Origin of the sequence: Agrococcus sp. UYP10 (assembly GCF_040547205.1) — a bacterium.
Lineage (GTDB): Bacteria > Actinomycetota > Actinomycetes > Actinomycetales > Microbacteriaceae > Agrococcus > Agrococcus jenensis.
Window position 1 is genome coordinate 2,786,748 of record NZ_JBEPPG010000001.1, and the last position, 18,841, is coordinate 2,805,588.

General features: G+C 72.0%; 17 protein-coding genes and 2 tRNA genes. 11 read left to right on the forward strand and 8 right to left on the reverse strand.

From position 1 onward, the window contains the following. Positions 1-7: 7 nt before the first annotated feature. Entirely contained in the window at positions 8-1,336 is a 1,329-nt protein-coding gene (locus ABIB37_RS13695; RefSeq protein WP_354261274.1) for an NtaA/DmoA family FMN-dependent monooxygenase, read from the forward strand. 12 nt (positions 1,337-1,348) lie between these two features. Next, the gene (locus ABIB37_RS13700; protein WP_354261276.1) at positions 1,349-1,909 is read left to right on the forward strand and encodes a flavin reductase family protein; all 561 of its coding nucleotides are present in this window, start codon (positions 1,349-1,351) and stop codon (positions 1,907-1,909) included. Between the two features lie 44 nt (positions 1,910-1,953). Here the strand turns inward: ABIB37_RS13700 and mmuM are convergent, their stop codons facing one another. From mmuM to ABIB37_RS13715, 3 genes are all read right to left on the reverse strand, one after another. Beyond that, positions 1,954-2,853, reverse strand: a complete 900-nt coding sequence (mmuM, locus tag ABIB37_RS13705; protein WP_354261278.1) for a homocysteine S-methyltransferase — start codon at positions 2,851-2,853, stop codon at positions 1,954-1,956. A gap of 26 nt (positions 2,854-2,879) precedes the next feature. Next, positions 2,880-2,954: transfer RNA gene (locus ABIB37_RS13710), tRNA-Pro, on the reverse strand. Between the two features lie 168 nt (positions 2,955-3,122). Continuing rightward, positions 3,123-4,910, reverse strand: a complete 1,788-nt coding sequence (locus ABIB37_RS13715) for a redoxin domain-containing protein (RefSeq protein ID WP_354261280.1) — start codon at positions 4,908-4,910, stop codon at positions 3,123-3,125. A 160-nt stretch (positions 4,911-5,070) separates the two neighbouring features. On the opposite strand from ABIB37_RS13715, the gene ABIB37_RS13720 reads away from it, so the two are divergent. Together ABIB37_RS13720 and ABIB37_RS13725 are read left to right on the forward strand one after the other, a co-directional pair. Further along, complete coding sequence (locus ABIB37_RS13720) at positions 5,071-5,760, forward strand: fasciclin domain-containing protein (RefSeq protein ID WP_354261282.1); 690 nt, start codon at positions 5,071-5,073, stop codon at positions 5,758-5,760. A 98-nt stretch (positions 5,761-5,858) separates the two neighbouring features. Continuing rightward, positions 5,859-6,548, forward strand: coding sequence for a TetR/AcrR family transcriptional regulator (locus ABIB37_RS13725; RefSeq protein WP_354261284.1), 690 nt, complete (start codon positions 5,859-5,861; stop codon positions 6,546-6,548). 21 nt (positions 6,549-6,569) lie between these two features. Here the strand turns inward: ABIB37_RS13725 and ABIB37_RS13730 are convergent, their stop codons facing one another. Beyond that, positions 6,570-7,982, reverse strand: coding sequence for a GH1 family beta-glucosidase (locus ABIB37_RS13730; protein ID WP_354261286.1), 1,413 nt, complete (start codon positions 7,980-7,982; stop codon positions 6,570-6,572). A gap of 113 nt (positions 7,983-8,095) precedes the next feature. Here ABIB37_RS13730 and ABIB37_RS13735 point away from each other — a divergent pair. Then, positions 8,096-8,166, forward strand: a tRNA-Gly gene (locus ABIB37_RS13735). Between the two features lie 3 nt (positions 8,167-8,169). On the opposite strand, the gene ABIB37_RS13740 is transcribed toward ABIB37_RS13735, so the two are convergent. Next, a complete protein-coding gene (locus ABIB37_RS13740; RefSeq protein WP_354261288.1) occupies positions 8,170-8,547 on the reverse strand; it encodes a hypothetical protein in 378 nt (125 codons plus the stop codon). 311 nt (positions 8,548-8,858) lie between these two features. On the opposite strand from ABIB37_RS13740, the gene ABIB37_RS13745 reads away from it, so the two are divergent. After that, the gene (locus tag ABIB37_RS13745; protein ID WP_354261290.1) at positions 8,859-10,310 is read left to right on the forward strand and encodes an HNH endonuclease signature motif containing protein; all 1,452 of its coding nucleotides are present in this window, start codon (positions 8,859-8,861) and stop codon (positions 10,308-10,310) included. A 97-nt stretch (positions 10,311-10,407) separates the two neighbouring features. Continuing rightward, positions 10,408-11,058 (forward strand): hypothetical protein, encoded by a 651-nt coding sequence (locus ABIB37_RS13750; RefSeq protein ID WP_354261292.1) that lies wholly within the window; start codon positions 10,408-10,410, stop codon positions 11,056-11,058. Between the two features lie 9 nt (positions 11,059-11,067). On the opposite strand, the gene ABIB37_RS13755 is transcribed toward ABIB37_RS13750, so the two are convergent. Genes ABIB37_RS13755 through ABIB37_RS13765 form a run of 3 tightly spaced genes read right to left on the reverse strand, consistent with a single transcriptional unit; the run spans position 11,068 to position 13,247 of the window. Beyond that, the gene (locus tag ABIB37_RS13755) at positions 11,068-12,087 is read right to left on the reverse strand and encodes an Fpg/Nei family DNA glycosylase (RefSeq protein WP_354261294.1); all 1,020 of its coding nucleotides are present in this window, start codon (positions 12,085-12,087) and stop codon (positions 11,068-11,070) included. Positions 12,088-12,102: 15 nt separating this feature from the next. After that, a complete protein-coding gene (locus tag ABIB37_RS13760) occupies positions 12,103-12,588 on the reverse strand; it encodes a ribose-5-phosphate isomerase (RefSeq protein ID WP_354261296.1) in 486 nt (161 codons plus the stop codon). After that, the gene (locus tag ABIB37_RS13765) at positions 12,588-13,247 is read right to left on the reverse strand and encodes a mycothiol-dependent nitroreductase Rv2466c family protein (RefSeq protein WP_354261298.1); all 660 of its coding nucleotides are present in this window, start codon (positions 13,245-13,247) and stop codon (positions 12,588-12,590) included. Before ABIB37_RS13765 ends, ABIB37_RS13760 begins: the two co-directional genes overlap by 1 nt. An 87-nt stretch (positions 13,248-13,334) precedes the next feature. Here ABIB37_RS13765 and pepN point away from each other — a divergent pair, with 87 nt between their 5' ends. From pepN to ABIB37_RS13785, 4 genes are read left to right on the forward strand one after another with little or no spacing between them, the layout of a single operon-like run. Beyond that, complete coding sequence (pepN, locus tag ABIB37_RS13770; RefSeq protein WP_354261300.1) at positions 13,335-15,875, forward strand: aminopeptidase N; 2,541 nt, start codon at positions 13,335-13,337, stop codon at positions 15,873-15,875. 14 nt (positions 15,876-15,889) lie between these two features. Next, positions 15,890-16,819: a mechanosensitive ion channel family protein gene (locus ABIB37_RS13775; protein ID WP_354261302.1), complete on the forward strand. Its 930-nt coding sequence runs from the start codon at positions 15,890-15,892 to the stop codon at positions 16,817-16,819. After that, complete coding sequence (locus tag ABIB37_RS13780) at positions 16,816-17,202, forward strand: globin (protein ID WP_354261304.1); 387 nt, start codon at positions 16,816-16,818, stop codon at positions 17,200-17,202. The genes ABIB37_RS13775 and ABIB37_RS13780 overlap by 4 nt, the downstream gene beginning before the upstream one ends. Further along, a complete protein-coding gene (locus ABIB37_RS13785) occupies positions 17,202-18,821 on the forward strand; it encodes an FAD-binding dehydrogenase (protein ID WP_354261306.1) in 1,620 nt (539 codons plus the stop codon). The genes ABIB37_RS13780 and ABIB37_RS13785 overlap by 1 nt, the downstream gene beginning before the upstream one ends. Positions 18,822-18,841 lie beyond the last annotated feature (20 nt).

The following is an 18,841-nucleotide window of genomic DNA, read 5'->3' on the forward strand; positions in this document are numbered from 1 at the left end:
GACGAACTTGAGCAACGACCGCACGATGATCCTGGGGATGCACCTGGGCAACGGATACGGATCCCAGGGAGCCGCGTGGCGCTTCCCGGGCGTGGATCCCGCGAACTACGTCAGCTTCGAGGCGCAGGTGCGCTACGCGCAGGCCGCGGAGCGCGGGAAGCTCGCCTTCCTGTTCCTGCCCGATTTCCCCGGCCTGCAGGGCGATCTCGCCAGCGAGTCTCCGCAGATCACGCTCGAGCCGATGCTGACGCTCGCGGCGATCGCGCGCGAGACGGAGCGCATCGGCCTGGTCGCCACCGGCTCCACGACCTTCAACGAGCCGTTCAACATCGCCCGGCAGTTCAAGGCGCTCGACATCATGAGCCACGGGCGCGCCGGCTGGAACGCCGTCACCACGAGCGACCCCGGCGCGGCCGCGAACTACGGCCAGTCGATCGCGCCCCGGCCGGAGCGCTACCAGCGGGCGCACGAGACGATCCAGATCGCGCAGGCGCTCTGGGGCAGCTGGCAGCGGGATGCGTGGCTGCGGGACGTCGGGGGCGGCCGATTCGCCGATCCCAAGCAGATCCAGCCGATCAACCTCCAGGGGCAGCACGTCGCCTCCCGCGGCCCGCTGCCCATCCCTCCGTCCGAACAGGGGCAGCCCGTCATCTTCTCCGCGGGCGGCGGAGCGAACGGCGTGGAGCTCGCCGGACGCTACGCGAGCGGGGTCATCGGCGCGGCCTTCACCATCGAGGATGCGCGCAGCCAGCGCGACGCTGTCCGGGACGCCGCACGCCGGGCCGGCCGCGACCCCGACGAGGTGAAGTTCTTCGCCGGGGTCATGCCGGCGATCGGCCCCACGAAGCGGGCGGCCGTCGATCGACGGGTGATGCTCGGCGAGCACAGCGCTCCAGCCCGCGTGTCCTACCTCGGATCGATGCTGGGCCTCGCGCTGGACGCGCGGCGGCAGCTCGACGAGCCGCTGAGCGTGTCGCAGCTGGCCATCGCACGCGCCAGCGAGTTCGATCCGCGCTCCGCACGCGCGCTCGAGGTCGCGCGGGAGGGGTGGACGCTGCGCGAGATCCTCGCCCACGGCGTCATCGACTACCACCCGACCCCCGTCGGGACCGCCGCCGTCACCGCCGACCACATGCAGGAGTGGTTCGAGGCGGGCGCCTGCGACGGCTTCTGGGTCTCGATCGACGTGAACGAGGACGGCATCGACACCTTCGTCGACGAGGTGGTGCCGATCCTGCAGGAGCGCGGGCTCTTCCACCACGACTACGAGGGCGCCACCCTCCGCGACCACCTCGGGGCGCCGGCGCAGTACGGCCGCGACCCGCGCGTCTCGTAGGCAGGCATCGACTTGTCGAATCAGCATGTTCAGTCGCCGGCCGTCGAGCCGGTCCTCGAAGCGGATCGATTCCGGGCGATCTTCCGCCAGCATGCAGCCGCGGTCGCGGTGGTGACCCTCGAGGGGCCGAGCGGCCCCGTCGGCTTCACCGCGACCTCGGTCATCTCCGTCTCGGCCAGCCCACCGGTGCTCGCCTTCTCGGTCGCCGGCACGTCGTCGTCCTGGCCGACGCTCTCGACTGCCGAGACGGTCGCCGTGAACTTCCTCTCGGCCGACCAGGCCGACGTGTCGGCGCGCTTCGCGACGCCCGGCATCGACCGGTTCGCCGACAGCGGGTGGGACCGCCTGCCGACAGGCGAGCCCGTGCTGCACGGCGTGCGGGCGCGAGTGCGGGCCCGGGTCCTCGACCGGATCCCCGCCGGGAGCAGCTTCCTCGTCACCCTGCTCGGGCTCGAGAGCGATGCTCCGCGGCGGGAGGCACGACCGCTCATCTACCTCGACCGCACGTACCTCGGGCTGCACAGCCAGGGCACGCACGATGCAGCGTCACACCGTCAGCCAGCCGCGGGCTGACCGGCCGCTCGTCTTCCCCGCGAGCGCACCGCCCGTGCCGATCCTCACCCGAGCGTTCGCGCGATCTTGGCGATGGCGGCCGGGCCGACACGACAGCAGCCGCCGATGAAGCGGGCACCCGCCTCGGCCCACGAGCTGGTGAGCGCCGCGTCGAATCCGGGCTCGCCGATCCATCGACGGTCTGCGCCGTCCCAGCTCTCGCCGGAGTTGGGGTAGACGACGGCGGGCTTGCCGCTCGCCGCGACCGCGGCGCGCACCGCCGGCAGCGCATCGCCGGGCGCACAGCAGTTCACGCCCACCGCCACGATGTGCTCGCTGTCGGCGGCGAGCGCGAACGCCTCGGCTGCCGGACGACCGTCCCGCAGCCGATCCCCGGCGATGGTGCACGACAGCCAGGAGGGCGTTCCGAGCTCCTCGGCGAGATCGAGCAGGACCGAGACCTCGTCGAGATCCGGGATCGTCTCGAGTGCGAGCAGGTCGGGCCCGGCGCTCACGAGCAGCTCCATGCGTGGCCCGTGGAAGTCGCGGAGCGCGTTCCTGGTCATGCCGTAGCGGCCGCGGTACTCCGACCCGTCGGCGAGCACAGCACCGGACGGGCCGACGGACGCGGCGACCAGCCGGACCGCGCGGTCGCCGGTTACAGCGGTGACCTCGTCACGCGCCTCGCGGGCGATCGTCACGCTCCGCCGGATGAGCGCCTCGGCCTCCGCCCGAGCAATGCCGGCGCGTTCGAACCCGTCGACGCTCGCCTGGTAGCTCGCCGTCGTCGCGACCTGCGCGCCCGCCTCGAAGTACGCCCGGTGCACGGCAGCGATCTCGCCGGGCGCGTCGCGCAGCAGCCGAGCGGTCCAGAGCTCGTCGGTGAGATCGTGACCGCGGTCGGCGAGGGCATTGGAGAGCCCGCCATCGAGGACAACGACCGGCGACGTCTTCGGTGCCACCACGAGCACATCCTCTCCGAAGGATGGAGTCGGGGCGACAGGATTCGAACCTGCGACCTCCCGCCCCCAAAGCGGGCGCTCTAGCCAAGCTGAGCTACGCCCCGTAGGGATCGCTCCCGTACGAGTGGCGAGTCTACCGGCGGCCGCAGACGCCCCGGTCACCGCGAGCGGACCCCATTCCGGCTCGAGGACCCGAGATCTCGGGTCCGGGAGCCGGAATCGGGTCCGGGAGACGGGGCGGTCGGTCACCACGGCCGCTCAGCGCCTGCCGATCACCCGAAGGTGAACGAGTAGGCCTCGACGCCCGCCGGCACCGTCACCTCGATCGTGCCCTCCTGGCTCGCATCGGCTCGCAGCAGCTCGTACGACCGCGGTGTGCCCGAGACCGGGATCTCGACGCGCTCGCCATCGACGTCCGCGACGACCGTGCCCTCGCCTGCCAGCACCATCCGCACCTCCTGGCCGCGGTACTGCAGCCGCACGTCCGCCGAGTCACCGCGCGGGGTGACGAACTGCGTCTCGAGCTGCCACGCGCCGTCGAGCGCGAAGGTGTCGGCGGCCTGCTCGGCCGGGTAGGCGAAGTCCTCCGTCTGCGTCGAGTAGCGCTCCTCGCCGCCGAAGTTCTGCACCTTGGTCGTGCCGAGGTACGACTCGGGCGTGATCTCGGTGTTCACCGGCGTCTCGTCCGACATCTCGGTGACAGGGGGCAGCTCGACATCCGGGTTCGCCTGCTGCAGCAGCTCGCGGATCATCTGCTCGCCCTCGCGGTACTGCCCCTCGCCGAAGTGCACGTTGCGCACGGTGCCCTCGGCGTCGATGAGGTAGCGCGCGGGCCAGTAGGCGTTGCGGTAGTTCGTCCACGTGGAGAGCGAGTTGTCGATCGCGACCGGGTACTCGATGCCGAGCGCCTCGGCACCCTGGATGACGTTCGGGCGCTCCTTCTCGAACGCGTACTCGGGGCTGTGCACGCCGATCACCTGCAGGCCGGCATCCGCGTAGGCGTCGTACCAGGCGTTCATGTGCGGCGTCGAGCGCTGGCAGTTGATGCAGGAGTAGGCCCAGAAGTCCACGAGCACGACCTGGCCGCGCAGCTCTGCGAGGTCGATCGGCTGGTCGCCGTCGGTGTTGAACCACGAGTCGATGCCGCGGATGCTCGGAGCCGTGCCGCACTCCTGCAGCTCGGTCGCGCCCGGGTCGCAGAGGTCGAGGTCCTGGTTCTCCTCGGTCTCGAGGCCACCGATCGAGATCGCCTCCTGCACCTCCTCGTTGCCGGCGATGTACTCCTGGATCGCCGACGTGTAGTCGGGCACGAGCCGCTGCAGGCGCGCGGGCACGTCGAAGACGAGGCCGAGCGCGAGCAGCAGCATGAGCGCACCCGAGACGGTGCGGATGACGCCCTGGCGCTTGCGGAACGCCTTGATGCGCTCGGCGAGGCCGCGGCCCGCGAGCGCGAAGAACAACAGCGGCAGCGCCGCGCCGATCGCGAAGGAGACGGTGAGCACGACGGTGTCGGCGCCGATCTGGCCCGTCGAACCGGCGACCGTGATGGCCGCGAGCACGGGACCTGCGCACGGCACGTAGACGGCGCCGAGCGCGAGGCCGAGCGGGAAGCCCTGGAGCTTCGACGACTTCTCGCCCGCGGTCTGCAGGAACGGGAGCTTCTCGAAGGGCTTCTCGAGCAGGTGCTGGAACTGCGGCACGATGAGGCCGACGCCGATGAGCGCGAGCACGATGATGCCCGCCCAGCGCAGCACGTCCTGCGGGAGGCCGAGGAGGCTCAGCACCAGGCTGCCGGCGAGCGTCATGAGCGTGAAGCTCACGACGATGCCCGAGATCACGAGGTAGGGCCGCCAGCGCGAGATCGACCGCTGCTTGACGCTCGCGCGCGTCGCGGTGGCGACGCCGCCGCTCCCCTGCGCGGCGTCGGCGGACGCATCCGACGCCTGCTCGTCGCGCGCGGACTGCATGCCGCCGGAGAAGAGGATGACGGGCAGCACCGGGATGATGCAGGGCGAGATGCCGGTGATGAATCCACCCAGCAATCCGATCAGGGCGAGCATGGTGCCTCCTTGGCGAGTTGCCGTTGGTTCGGCGCGGCGGCCCTCCCGGATGGCCTCGGATGTCGATGAGCGATCTTCCAATCCGCGCTCCGCACGCCTCCGAACCCCTGGCATCACCGGCTCGCACGGGCCGGCAACCCAACAGGGAAGGAGAGCAGCGATGCTCACCAAGAAGAACCCCAAGATGGCCGGGCTCGTGCTCGTCGGCACGGCGACGCTCGTGCTCGCGGGCTGCTCGATGGGCGGCTCCACGACGGCCGACGAGACGATGGAGCCGACGACGGCCCCCAGCGCCTCCGAGGAGTCGATGGAGACCGAAGCCGCGATGGACCCCGCCTACGACAACCTCGTCGGCGCCGGCTGCGCGATGTACGACGAGGCGGTGCCGGACGGCGCTGGCTCGATCGTCGGCATGTCGCAGGACCCGGTCGCGGTCGCGGCCTCGAACAACCCGATGCTCACGCAGCTCGTCGCGGCCGTCTCTGGACAGCTGAACCCGGATGTCGACCTCGTCGACACGCTGAACGGTGACGAGTTCACCGTCTTCGCACCGGTCGACGACGCCTTCGCGGCGCTGCCCGCTGAGACCGTCGAGATGCTGCAGACGCCTGAGGGCGCCGAGACGCTCGAGTCGGTGCTGACCTACCACGTCATCCCCGGTCAGATCGCGCCCGACGCGATCGCCGGCACGCACATGACCGTCCAGGGCGAGGAGCTCATGGTCGAGGGCGACGCTGACGAGCTCATGGTCAACGGCGACGCCGCGACCGTCGTCTGCGGTGGCGTCCAGACCGCCAACGCCACGGTCTACCTCATCGACTCGGTGCTCATGCCGCCGTCGATGGGCTGATCCAGCAGCACACGCATCGAAGGGGCCGGTCCGCGAGGACCGGCCCCTTCGTCGTGCGAGTACTTCTTCGGCTGAACGCGTTCAGCCATGATGGGTGCATGACGAACCAGAGCGGGGCGACGAAGGGCGCCCGCACCGCGGCCCGCATCCGCGAGGTCGCCTTCGCCGCGCTGCGCGAGGACGGGTGGCGCGCGACGACGATGCGCGGCATCGCCGACCGCGCCGGGGTGTCGCCCGGCACGATCTACCTCTCGATGCCGTCGAAGGACCACCTGCTGCTCGCGCTCTACGACGAGACGGTCGTCCGGATCGAGCAGCGGGCGACCGAGGCCATCACAGGCGTGCGGCCGTTCGCCGCGCGGCTGGACATCGCGCTCGACATCGCGCTCGATGAGATCGTGCCGTTCCACCGGGTGGCCACCGAGGCCATCGGGCAGGCGATCACCGCCGACTCCCCCGTCAGCCCGTTCGGCGAGGCATCGAGGGCGTCGCGCGAGCGGATGGTGGGGCTGTTCGCGACCCTCGTCGAGGGATCCGATCTGCTGGCCGACCGCCAGCTGCGCCGAGCGCTGCCCGAGCTGCTCTGGGGATTGCTCATGGCAGGCATGCTGGCGTGGACGAGCGACCGCAGCCGTGACCAGCGGCGCACCCGGGTGCTGCTGCAGCAGGCGGTGCCCATGATCGACCGCGCGATCCGAATCACGGCGGTGCCGCTGCTGCGGGCCCAGGTGCGGGACCTCCTCGCGCTCACGGCAGCGCTGAAGGAGCTCCCCGATGACGACGCGTGAGCGGCGCCACCGCGCCAGCAGCTAGAGCGTGCGCTCCCGGATCATCCGCGCGAGCTCGAGCCCGGAGTCCTTCACGGTGCGCTTCTGCGTGTCGTAGTCGACGCGGACGATGCCGAAGCGCTTGTGGTAGCCCCACGCCCACTCGTAGTTGTCCATGAGCGACCAGTAGAAGTAGCCCTTGACCGGCACGCCCGCGTCGATCGCGTCGAGCACCGCACCGATGTGGAGGCGCAGGAAGTCGACCCGCTCGGCGTCGTGCACGCGCTGCTCGCCCGTCGCCGCATCCGTGTCGAGCACGTCGTCGTACGCCGCGCCGTTCTCGGTGACCCAGAGGTCGACGCCCTTCGGGCCGGCGTAGTCGTCGTGGAGGCGGCGTAGCAGCCGGGTGAGCCCCTCGGGCTGCACCTCCCAGCCCATGGTCGTCGTCGGCAGTCCGCGCGGGTGGATCTCGACGCCGTCCGCGGCAGGGAACGGGCTGCGGATCGGCCGGTCGGTCGGCGCATCCTGCAGCATCGGCTCCGCCAGCGGCTCGAACGAGCACGCGTCGCCGTGGTAGTAGTTCACGCCCAGGACGTCGATCGGCGCGCCGATGATGGCGAGGTCGCCGTCCTGCACGACCGCGTCGAGGCCGAGGTGGCCGACGTCGGCGAGCAGCGTCTCGGGATAGCTGCCGCGCAGGATCGGGTCGACGAAGAAGCGGTTGTACTGCTCGTCGATGCGGCGGGCGGCGTCGACGTCGGACGGATTCGTCGGGTCGACCGGGTCGGCGACCGTGAAGTTGAGCGTGGTGCCGAGCCGCTCCGCGCCGGCGTCGCGCAGCGCCTGCACTGCCATGCCGTGCGCGAGCAGCAGGTGGTGCCCGGCAGCGAGGCCGTCGGCGACGTTCTGCCGGCCGGGCGCGTGGGCGCCGGCGATGTAGGAGAGGAACGACGAGCACCACGGCTCGTTGAGGGTCGTCCAGTTGTCGACGCGGTCGCCGAGCTTCTCGTGCACGGCGAGCGCGTAGTCGACGAAGCGGCTCGCGGTGTCGCGCGACGGCCAGCCCCCCGCCTCCTCGAGCACCTGCGGCAGGTCCCAGTGGTAGAGCGTGAGCCAGGGCATGATGTCGGCGTCGAGCAGCTCGTCGACGAGCCGCGAGTAGAAGTCGAGGCCGGCGGGGTTCGGCGCGCCGCCGTCAGGGCATACGCGCGACCAGCTGGTCGAGAAGCGGTACGACTGCAGCCCGAGGTCGCGCATCATCGCCACGTCGGCGGGCATGCGGTGGTAGTGGTCGCACGCGACGTCGCCGGTGTGGCCGTCGATCACGGCGCCCGGCACGCGGGCGAACGCGTCCCAGATGCTGGGGCGACGGCCGTCCTCGGCCGCGGCGCCCTCGATCTGGTAGGCGGCGGTCGCGCCGCCGAGGATGAGGTCTGTGGGGATGCTGCGCTGCACCGCACGAGCGTATCCCGCGATCCGGGGTGCCGATGTGCATGCCGGATGCGGTGCGGATGGCGTCGACCGGATGCGGTAGATTCGACCAGTCCCGACGCGCGAGCACGGGGCACGCGGGCGTAGCTCAATGGTAGAGCCTCAGTCTTCCAAACTGATTACGCGGGTTCGATTCCCGTCGCCCGCTCCGTCACCGGTACAGCTCGAGCGCAGGCTCCTCGGCGTCCAGGGAGCTCCAGCCCTGCACTTCGCTCCACGCGAGCGGAGCGTCGGCGTAGATCGGCTCGATGATCGACCACATCGCCGCATGGTCGTTCCCGCCGAAGAAGACCTGGTAGATCTCACCGTCGGATCCGTTGCCGTCGAGATAGCCGACGCCCGCATCGAGCAGCGCCTCACCAGCCTCGAGCTCGAGCGCGAACATGTCGTGCCACACAGGGTCGTCCGTCTCTGCGGGCCAGCCGGTGAACGTCATCATGATCGACTGCCCGGCCTCCTCCAGCGCAGGGTCGATCGCCTCCCAGTGCTCCTCGACGCGCTCGACATGCTGGACGTCGGTGACCGGCACGGCGCCGGGCGACGATGGCGGGGGCGTGATGCACGCCGTCAGGCCCATGAGCGCCACGAGCACTGCGCCCGCGCCAGCGGTCCGACCTGACTGAGCACGTCGACCGCGCGCAGTCGTGTCCCGTGTGAGCATCCGAGACTCCTGTGATCGATCGGCCGTGCGTCTGGGAGAGCATATGTGGCTCGCGAGCGGTGGCCCGCGTCAGGCACGAGGGTGCGATCTCGGCCGTTGTGGGGCAGTGCTCTCCACAGGCCCCTCCACGTCGCGCTGATCGGCCGCCCCATGTCAGTGGCCGGTGGGAGACTGCGCCCATGTCGACGGAGATCCAGGCCTCGCGGTGGCCGGCGCACCGGCAGCTGCCGGTGCCGCTGGACCCTGCCGCGGCGCAAGGACCGCAATGGCTGCGTGGGCCGCGCCCCGGGGACGCGACCGACTCCGGCGACGGCGCGGGGACGCCTGTGGAGACAGGCTCCGAGCTCGAGGCCGTGCCCGTGCCCACGGTGCAGGATGTGCGGGCGTCGGCGATCAAGATCGTCGTCGACCTCGACGCCGCGATCGCGGGGCTGCAGGCGATGCGCACCCACGCGCTCGCCGGGCTCGGGCTGCTGGCGCTCGAGGAGGCCGGCGACGCGCACCTCGACGCCGGCATCGTCATGCGCGACCTCGCGAACGAGCTCGCCCTCCGCCAGCGCCGCAGCGACCGCACCGTCGAAGCAGAGATCGACCGCGCCATGCGGACCCTCGACGAATGGCCCGCAACCCTGCGCGCCTGGGGCGAGACCCGCATCCACCAAGGCCACCTCCGCGTCATCACCGACATCGGCGCACCCCTCAAGACGCCAGAGGCTCGCGCGCAGTTCGAAGCGGCGCTGCTGCCCGTCGCCGAGACGACGACGCCGGCCAGGCTCGCGAAGATCGCCCGCCGCGAGCTGGAGAAGCTCGTCGAGGAGCCGCTGGTCGAGCGGCACCGCATCGCCCGGGACGGTCGCGAGGTGTTCGTCACCGACCTCGCCGACGCCATGTCGAAGATGGTGCTCTACATCCCCACCGTGCTGGCACACGGCATCCTGGACCGCGCCACCGAGATGGCGCGGGCAGCAGGCGACGACGACCCGCGCACCGTCGACCAGCGCCGCGCCGACGCCTGCTGCGACCTGCTCCTCACCGGCGAACCCACCGACCCGGCACTCGCCGGCATCCGCGCCCAGGTCAGCATCGTCATCCCCGCGACTGTGCTCCTCGGCGACGACGGCAACGACACGGGCGACAGCGCCAGGCTGCGCAGCGGAGCCCTCGTCGACCCCGACACCGCCCGCTGGCTCGACGGCGTCACGAAGACCTGGACCCGCGTGTTCACCGACCCCGTCAAGGGACACGTCATCGCCACCGACACGTACAAGCCGTCCCGGCAGGTCCGCCGGCTGCTCCGCGAGCGCGACCAGCGGTGCCGATGGCCCGGCTGCTGCGCCAAGGCCGAGCACGCCGACATCGACCACACCATCCCCTGGGCCGACGGCGGCACGACCACACCCGGCAACCTCGCCCACCTCTGCCGACGACATCACATGCTCAAGGGCGCCGTGCTCCCCGCCGGCAGACGATGGAAGGTCACCCAGCTCGAACCCGGCGTGCTGCGGTTCGAGTCGCCCATGGGCGCCGTCTACGTCGACGAGCCGGAGCAGGTCGGGCCGCGGTTCACCGAGAGCTACACCGAATGGCTCTGGCGAGGCACGTTCGGGCCAGCGCCGCAGGCGCCGTTCTAGTCGATCGGTCTCGATACGCGTGCCGCTTCGCGACGCGCTCCTCGACCAGCGTGGTGGCGGCGCCCTCGCTCACAGCCGCACGCAGTAGCGTGCCGGTGTGCAGGCCAGGCTCGTCACCCGTCCCCGCCGGCAGGGCTCGACCCGGCTCGGCGCGGCCCTCGTCGCGATCGCATCGCTCGCCCTCGCCGCCTGCGTCGCGATGCCGCCCTCGACGCCCGACGACCCGGCCATCCCAGCGAGCCCCACGCCGGTCTTCAGCGACATCGCGCCCGCGCCGACCACCAACGGCCCCACCGATCCCCCAGTGCCCACGACCGCCCCTGGCGAGTTCTCCTACGGCGACACCGTGACGATCCACACCGACCGCGGGTCCACGTGGGAGGTCACGGCCCTGCGCTCGATCGACCCGGCCGACGACCTCGCCGCGATGACCGGCGGGGTGCCGCGCGCCGGCGAGCGCTTCGTCATCCTCGAGCTCGAGATCACGAACGTCGGCGTCATCACGACGCATCCGATGCACGACATGACCTTCGCCTACCAGCCCGACGGCGGACCCTTCACCGACCAGAACTCCGCGTCGACCGCCGCAGCGCCGAACGACCTCGGCTACATCTACGACTTCGCGCCCGGCGACAGCGAGGTCGCGCAGGTGATCGTCGCGGTGCGCGCCGACGACCCGACCGGGTCGTGGGTCATCAGCCCGTCGGAGTCGGGGATCGACGCGGCGACGCTGTATCGGTGGCGCTGAGGCGCGACGTCAGAGCTGGCAGCCGGGGCACCAGTAGAGCTTGCGTCCCTGCATCGTCTGGAGCGCGATCGAGGTGCCGCAGCGACGGCACGGCTGCCCCTCGCGCTTGTAGACCCAGTGCCGGTCGGCGCGGTTCGCGAGCGCCGCAGCTCGTCGCGCACCGCGCAGCCCGTCGATCGTGAGCATCTGCCCGGTCTCGACGCCGATCCGCAGCAGCTTCACCCAGTCCCGCCAGAGCCGGCGCAGCTCGTCCTCCGGCACGACGTTGCCCGGGCGGTGCGGGTCCATCCGCGCGCGGAACAGCAGCTCTGCTCGGTAGACGTTGCCGATCCCGGCGACCACCGACTGGTCCATGAGCAGCTGCCCGATCGCCTGGCCCGACCGCGCCGCGCGCGCGACGAAGCGGTCCTCCGCGCGCCGGCGCGACTCGGTCGGCGCCTCCGGATCGGGTCCGAGCCGATCCGCGAGCGCCCGCACCTGCGCGGGCTCGAGCACCTCGCACACGGTCGGACCGCGCAGGTCGGCGACGGCGGTCGCCGTGAGGATCCGCACGCGCACCTGCCCGACCGGCTCCGGTGGGAAGCCCGCGACCTCGCTCGCCGTCTCGCGCTCCCCCGCCCGCAGGCGGGCGAGCCGCGGCGCCCCGATCGACGCGATCGAGTCCTCGTGCTCGCCGTCCGTTCCCGCACCGCCGCCGACGCCGCGCATGCCGGTCTGCCCCATCCGGGCAGTGCCGACCGCGAGCGTGCTCGCGAGGATGGTCGGGTCGACGGAGATGGCGCCGGCGAAGTCCCACGCGCCGTAGATGCCGAGGTGCACGTGCAGCACCCGGTCCGGCGCCGCCGCGGTGCCGTCGAACCCCAGCAGCAGGTGCTTGCCGATCGCCTCCGACGAGGTGATGGTGCGGCCGTCGAGCTCGGCGGCGCCGACCTCGAAGCGGCCCTGCGGGCTCGTCACGGCGGCGCGGCTGCCGACGAAGTTCGCCCCGAACTGCCGGGCGATGCGATGGACGGAATGCCCCTCAGGCATCGGAGCCTGCCGTCATCAGTGGATCTCGTGGCCCGCGATGCTGCCGGTCGTCTCGTACTCCCCCAGCTGCGCGATCCGTCGTGCGTGGCGCTCAGCGCCGGAGAAGGGCGTCGCGAGGAAGGCGTCGATGATGTCGAGCATCTCCTGCTCGGAGTGCTGGCGCGCACCGACGGCGACCACGTTCGCGTCGTTGTGCTCGCGGGCGAGCTCGGCGGTCGGCAGGCTCCAGGCGAGCGCAGCACGCGCGCCCTCGACCTTGTTGGCCGCCATCTGCTCGCCGTTGCCGGAGCCGCCGAAGACCACGCCGAGCGCCTCGACGCCCGCACGCTGGTCTCGCACGACCGCCCGCGCGGCGTTGATGCAGAACGAGGGGTAGTCGTCCTCGGCGTCGTACTCGGCCGGGCCGTGGTCGACGACCTCGTGGCCTGCCGCCTCGAGGTGGGCGACGAGCCGCTTCGACATCTCGAAGCCGGCGTGGTCGGTGCCGACGTGCACGCGCATCAGGCGACCTGCGGCTCGTCGGCGACCCGGTCGAAGACCGGACCGCGCGTGCGGGAGCGCTTGAGCTCGAAGAAGCCGTCGATCGACGCGGCCGCGACGACGCCGTCGAAGAGCCGCAGCGCCTCCTCGCCGGTGGGCGCCGGGCTCACGACCGGTCCGAAGAACGCGACGTCGTCGACCGCCACGACCGGGGTGCCGACGTCGTCGCCGACGAGGTCGATCGCCGCCTGGTGGGTGCCGCGCAGCGTCGCGTCGTGCGCATCCGTCTCGTCGGCGAGCGACGCGTCGAGGCCGACCTCGGCGAGCGCCTCGGCGACGATCGCGTCGTCGTCCTTGCGGCGGTCGTGGTGGATGCGCGTGCCGAGCGCGTCGTACAGCGGCTTCACGACCGCGTCGCCGCCGGCCTCGCGAGCCGCGGTCACGAGGCGCGTGAGGCGCATCGACCGCGGCATCCGCGCGAGGTACTCGGCGGGGATGTCACGGCCCTCGTTGAGCACGGCGAGGCTCATCACCTGCCAGTCGACGTCGAAGCCGCGGGTGTCGGCGACCTCGCCGAGCCAGCGGGACGTCATCCACGCCCACGGGCAGGTGGGATCGAACCACATCCGCACGCGCGGCTGGGCCTCGGGGACGGTCTCGATCGGGGTCGTCGCAGTCATGCCTCGATGCTAGCGACGGCACGGCGGGGGCCGCGCCGCGCGGCACTACGCTGGTCGCACCTGCACCACAGTCACAAGGAGTCCAGCGTGCCCGGAGAGAACCTCACTCGCGTCGAGGCCCAGGAGCGCGCGGCGCTCGTCCAGGTCGAGAGCTACGACATCGCTCTCGACCTCACCACCGGCGACGAGGTGTTCCGCTCGACGACGAGCGTGCGCTTCACCGCTGAGGCCGGCGCCTCGACGTTCATCGACCACATCTCCCGCACCGTGCACTCGGTCACGCTCAACGGCGCCGAGCTCGACGTCGCGAGCGTCAACGACGGCGTGCGCATCCAGCTCGACGGCCTGGAGGCCGAGAACGAGCTGACGGTGGTCTCGGACGCGCTGTACGTCAACACCGGCGAGGGCCTGCACCGCTTCGTCGACCCGGTCGACGGCGAGGTCTACCTCTACTCGCAGTTCGAGGTGCCCGACTCGCGCCGCGTCTTCGCGGTCTTCGAGCAGCCCGACCTCAAGGCCACGTTCCGCTTCACGATCACCGCGCCCGCTCGCTGGCAGGTCGTGTCCAATCAGTCCACGCCCGAGCCGGCCGTCGACGGCGAGACTGCCGTCTGGTCGTTCGAGCCGACGCCGCGCATCTCGAGCTACATCACCGCGCTCGTCGCCGGGCCCTACGAGGTCACGCGCTCCGAGCTCACGTCGAGCGACGGCCGCGTGATCCCGCTCGGCATCTTCTGCCGCGCGTCGCTCGCCGAGCACATGGACGCCGACTACCTCTTCGACATCACCCGCAAGGGCTTCGCCTTCTTCGAGTCGCAGTTCGGCGTCGCCTACCCGTTCGAGAAGTACGACCAGCTCTTCGTGCCGGAGTTCAACGCCGGCGCGATGGAGAACGCCGGATGCGTGACGTTCACCGAGTCGTACGTGTTCCGCGCCCAGGTGACCGACGCCATCCGCGAGCGCCGGGTCGTGACCGTGCTGCACGAGCTCGCCCACATGTGGTTCGGCGACCTCGTGACGATGCGCTGGTGGAACGACCTGTGGCTCAACGAGTCGTTCGCGGAGTGGGCGTCGACGCTCGCGACGGCCGAGGCGACCGAGTGGACGAACGCCTGGACCACCTTCCAGGCGATGGAGAAGACCTGGGCCTACCGCCAGGACCAGCTGCCCTCGACGCACCCGATCGTCGCTGAGATCCGCGACCTCGAGGACGTGCAGGTCAACTTCGACGGCATCACCTACGCGAAGGGCGGCTCCGTCCTCAAGCAGCTCGTCGCCTGGGTGGGGCTCGAGGCCTTCATGCAGGGCGTCGGCGCGTACTTCCGCAAGCACGCGTGGGGCAACACCGAGCTCGCCGACCTGCTCGCCGAGCTGGAGACCGCGAGTGGGCGCGACCTCACCGAGTGGAGCCGGCTGTGGCTCGAGACGGCCGGCGTCAACACGCTGCGCCCGCGCATCGAGACGACCGCCGACGGCATCATCTCGTCGTTCGCCATCGAGCAGACCGGCCCCGCCGAGTGGCCGACGCTCCGCCCGCACCGCCTCGCGATCGGCTTCTACGAGCAGGAGGACGACGTGCTGCGCCGCACCCACCGCGTCGAGCTCGACGTCGACGGTGCCGAGACCGCCGTGCCCTCCCTCGTGGGCCACATCCGCCCCTCGCTGATCCTCATCAACGACGAGGACCTCGCCTACGCCAAGATCCGCCTCGACGAGTCGTCGATGCGCGCCGCGCTCTCGGGCCTCCGCACGATCGAGGACCCGCTCGCCCGCGCGCTCGTCTGGGGCGCGGCATGGGACGCGACGCGCGACGCCGAGACGCCCGCGAGCGACTACGTCGAGCTCGTGCTCGCCAACATCGGCGCCGAGACCGAGTCGACGACCATCCGCCTCGCGCTCGCGCAGCTCGGCCTCGCGGCCCGCTCGTACGTGCACCCGTCGCGCCGCGCCGAGACGATCCGGCGGGTGGGCGACGGCCTGTGGGAGCTCGCCGCCTCCGCCGAGGCGGGGTCGGACGCGCAGTTCCAGTTCGCCGGCGCCTTCGCCGGCCTCGCGTCGACGCCCGAGCACGTCGAGATCCTCCGCGGCCTGCTGAGCGGCGGGACCTCGCTCAGCGGCCTGGAGATCGACGCCGACCTGCGCTGGCAGCTGCTCGACGGCCTCGTGCTGAACGGCGCGGCTGGCGAGGAGGAGATCGCCGCGGAGCTGGCGGCCGACGACACCGCGACCGGCCGGCAGTTCGCCGCTCGTGCGCGCGCGACCATCGCCACCCCCGAGGCCAAGGAGGCCGCGTTCGCGTCGGTCGTCGACGAGGCCGGTGCCTCGAACATGATCGTGCGCTACACGGGCCTCGGCCTCGCGCACGTCAACGACGCCACGGTGCTGACGGGGCTCATCCCCCGCTACCACGACGCGATCCAGCAGATCTGGGACTCGCGCACCTATCAGGTGGCCGAGGGGCTGCTCGTCGGCCTCTACCCGGCGTCGCTCGCGAGCGAGGAGCTCGCGGATGCCACCCGCGGCTGGCTCGCGGACAACACGTCAGCCGTGCCGGCGCTGCGCCGCATCGTCGTCGAGCACCTCGCGGGCGTCGAGCGCGCGCTCGCCGCGCAGGAGCGGGACGCCTGATCGGGGCCGCGGGGATGAGGTTCGAGACGAGCACGCCGTCCGACGGCGTGGACTGGGCCGCGGTCGCGGCCTGGTGGGACGTGTGGGGCGCGCCGATCGGCATCCTCATCGTCATCGTCGGCGCGTTCATCGCGTTCCGGGTCGTCAGGACGATCATCGGCCGCGTGGTCGGCGGCGTGGTGAGCGGCGTCAAGCGCCGCGCCGACGCCGCCGACACCGAGGCCCTGTCGAACTCCCCGCTCGCGCAGGTGCGCGTCGTGCAGCGCACCCGCGCGATCGGCAGCGTGCTCAACACGATGCTCGCGTGGGTGATCGCGGCGCTCGCGCTCATCCTCATCCTCAGCATCCTGGGCGTGAACGCCGCGTCGCTCGTCGCGATGGCGAGCTTCCTGGGCGCCGCGGCGGGCATCGGCGCGCAGGGCGTCATCAAGGACTTCCTCAACGGGCTGTTCATGGTCTTCGAGGACCAGGTGGGCATCGGCGACCTCGTCGACCTCGGCGCCGCATCCGGGGTCGTGGAGTCGGTCGGCATCCGCGTGACGCAGGTGCGCGACGTCGAGGGCACGCTCTGGTACGTGCGCAACGGCGAGATCCTGCGGGTCGGCAACCGGTCGCAGGGCTGGGCGCGCGTCATCATCGACCAGGCGGTGCCCTACGACGCCGACGTCGACCTCGTCGAGCGGCAGCTGCTCGACGTCGCGACGGCGATGAGCGAGGAGCCCGCGTGGCTCGGCCGCGTCATCGACAAGCCGGAGACCTGGGGCATCGAGTCGGTGTCGCCCGATGCGGTCGTGCTGCGGCTCGTCGTCCGCACGCGCGCCAACGCGCGGGAGGACGTCGCCCGCGAGCTGCGCCGCCGCGTCAAGGCCGGCCTCGACGAGCTCGGCCTCGACCTGCCGTCCGTGCAGAAGGTCGTCGGCGACGGGCTGGAGGCGAAGCCGTGATCCAGTCGCTCCACGAGGCCGTCGGCGGCGAGCCGTTCTTCCGCGCGCTTGTGCACGAGTTCTACGAGCGCGTCTGGGCCGACGACGTGCTGCGGCCGATGTATCCGCAGGACGACCGCGCGGGTGCGGAGGAGCGCTTCCGGATGTTCCTCGAGCAGTACTGGGGCGGTCCGCAGACGTATAGCGAGCAGCGCGGCCACCCCCGGCTGCGGATGCGCCACGCGCCGTTCCCCGTCGACCCGGATGCGCGCGAGCGCTGGCTCGCCGCGATGCGCGGCGCCCTCGACGCGCTCGACCCCGCGCCGCTGCACCGCGCCGAGCTCGACGAGTACTTCGAGCGAGCCGCGACGGCCATGCTCAACCGCAACCCGCTCATCCGCTGATGGACGTCATCGTCATCGGCGCGGGCCTCGCCGGCCTCGTCACGGCGTGCGAGGCGCTCGATCGCGGCCGCACCGTGCGCATCGTCGAGCAGGAGGGACCGCAGTCGATCGGCGGCCAGGCGTACTGGTCGTTCGGCGGGCTGCTGCTCGTCGACTCCCCCGAGCAGCGCCGCCTCGGCATCGCCGACTCGCTCGAGCTCGCCAGGGCCGACTGGCTCGCGAGCGCCGGCTTCGACCGCGACGAGGATGCCTGGGGCCGGCAGTGGGCGGAGGCCTACCTCGACTTCGCCCACCGCGAGCTGCGCCCATGGCTGCGCGAGCTCGGCGTGCGTCTCTTCCCTGTCGTCGGCCACGCGGAGCGCGGCGCCCGCACGCCCGGCGGGCACGGCAACACCGTGCCCCGCTTCCACATCGTCTGGGGCACCGGGCCCGGCCTCGTCGCGCCGTTCACGCGACGGCTCCGCGACGCGGTGGCCGATGGCCGCGCCTCCCTGTCCTTCCGGCACCGCGCGACGCGCCTGCTCGTGGAGGACGGCCGGGTCGTGGGCGTCGCCGGCGACCGGCTGGCCGACGACCTGACCGTGCGGGGCGAGCCGTCGAGCCGCGACGTGACGGGCTCGTTCGAGCTGCGCGCCGAGTCGGTCGTCGTCGCGACCGGCGGCATCGGCGGCGAGCTGGAGCGCGTGCGCGAGCTGTGGCCCGCGCGCCTCGGCGCGTCGCCGCGCGAGGCCGTGCGCGGCGTGCCGCTCCACGTCGACGGCTCCGGCCTGGCGATCGCGAACGACGCGGGCGCCCGGCTCGTGAACGGCGACCGCATGTGGCACTACACCGAGGGCATCGCGAACTGGGATCCGGTGTGGCCGCAGCACGGCATCCGGATCCTGCCCGGGCCGTCGAGCCTGTGGATCGATCACCGCGGGCGCCGGCTGCCCTCCCCCAACTACCCCGGCTTCGACACCCTCACGACGCTCGAGCACCTGCGGTCGGTGGGCGCAGAGCACTCGTGGTTCGTGCTCACGCAGTCGATCGTCGAGAAGGAGTTCACGCTCTCGGGCTCCGAGCAGAACCCCGACCTCACCGGCCGCAGCATCCGCCGGCTCGCGCAGCGCGTGCTGCCCGGTGCGCCCGCGCCGGTGCAGGCGTTCCTCGACCACGGCGAGGACTTCGTCGTCGCGCACAGCCTCACCGAGCTGCTCGACGGCATGCAGCGCCTCGAGGACATCGACCGCGCCGCCGTGGTCGCCGCGATCGAGGAGCGCGACGCCGCGGTCGCCGACCCGGCCTCCACCGACCCGCAGGCCGTCGAGATCCGCCGCGCGCGCGACTACGTCGGCGACCGGCTCGTGCGCACCGCGGCGCCCCACCGCATCCTCGACGAGCGCCACTGGCCGCTCATCGCGGTGCGGCTGCGCACGCTGACCCGCAAGACGCTCGGCGGCATCCAGACCGATCTCGACGCGCGAGCGCTCGGCGCCGACGGCGCACCGATCCCCGGGCTCTTCGCCGTCGGCGAGGCGGCGGGGTTCGGCGGCGGCGGCGTGCACGGCTACCGCGCGCTCGAGGGCACCTTCCTCGGCGGCTGCCTGCACACCGGGCGACGCGCGGGCCGCGCCGTCTGACCTCAGGAGCGCCTCAGGCG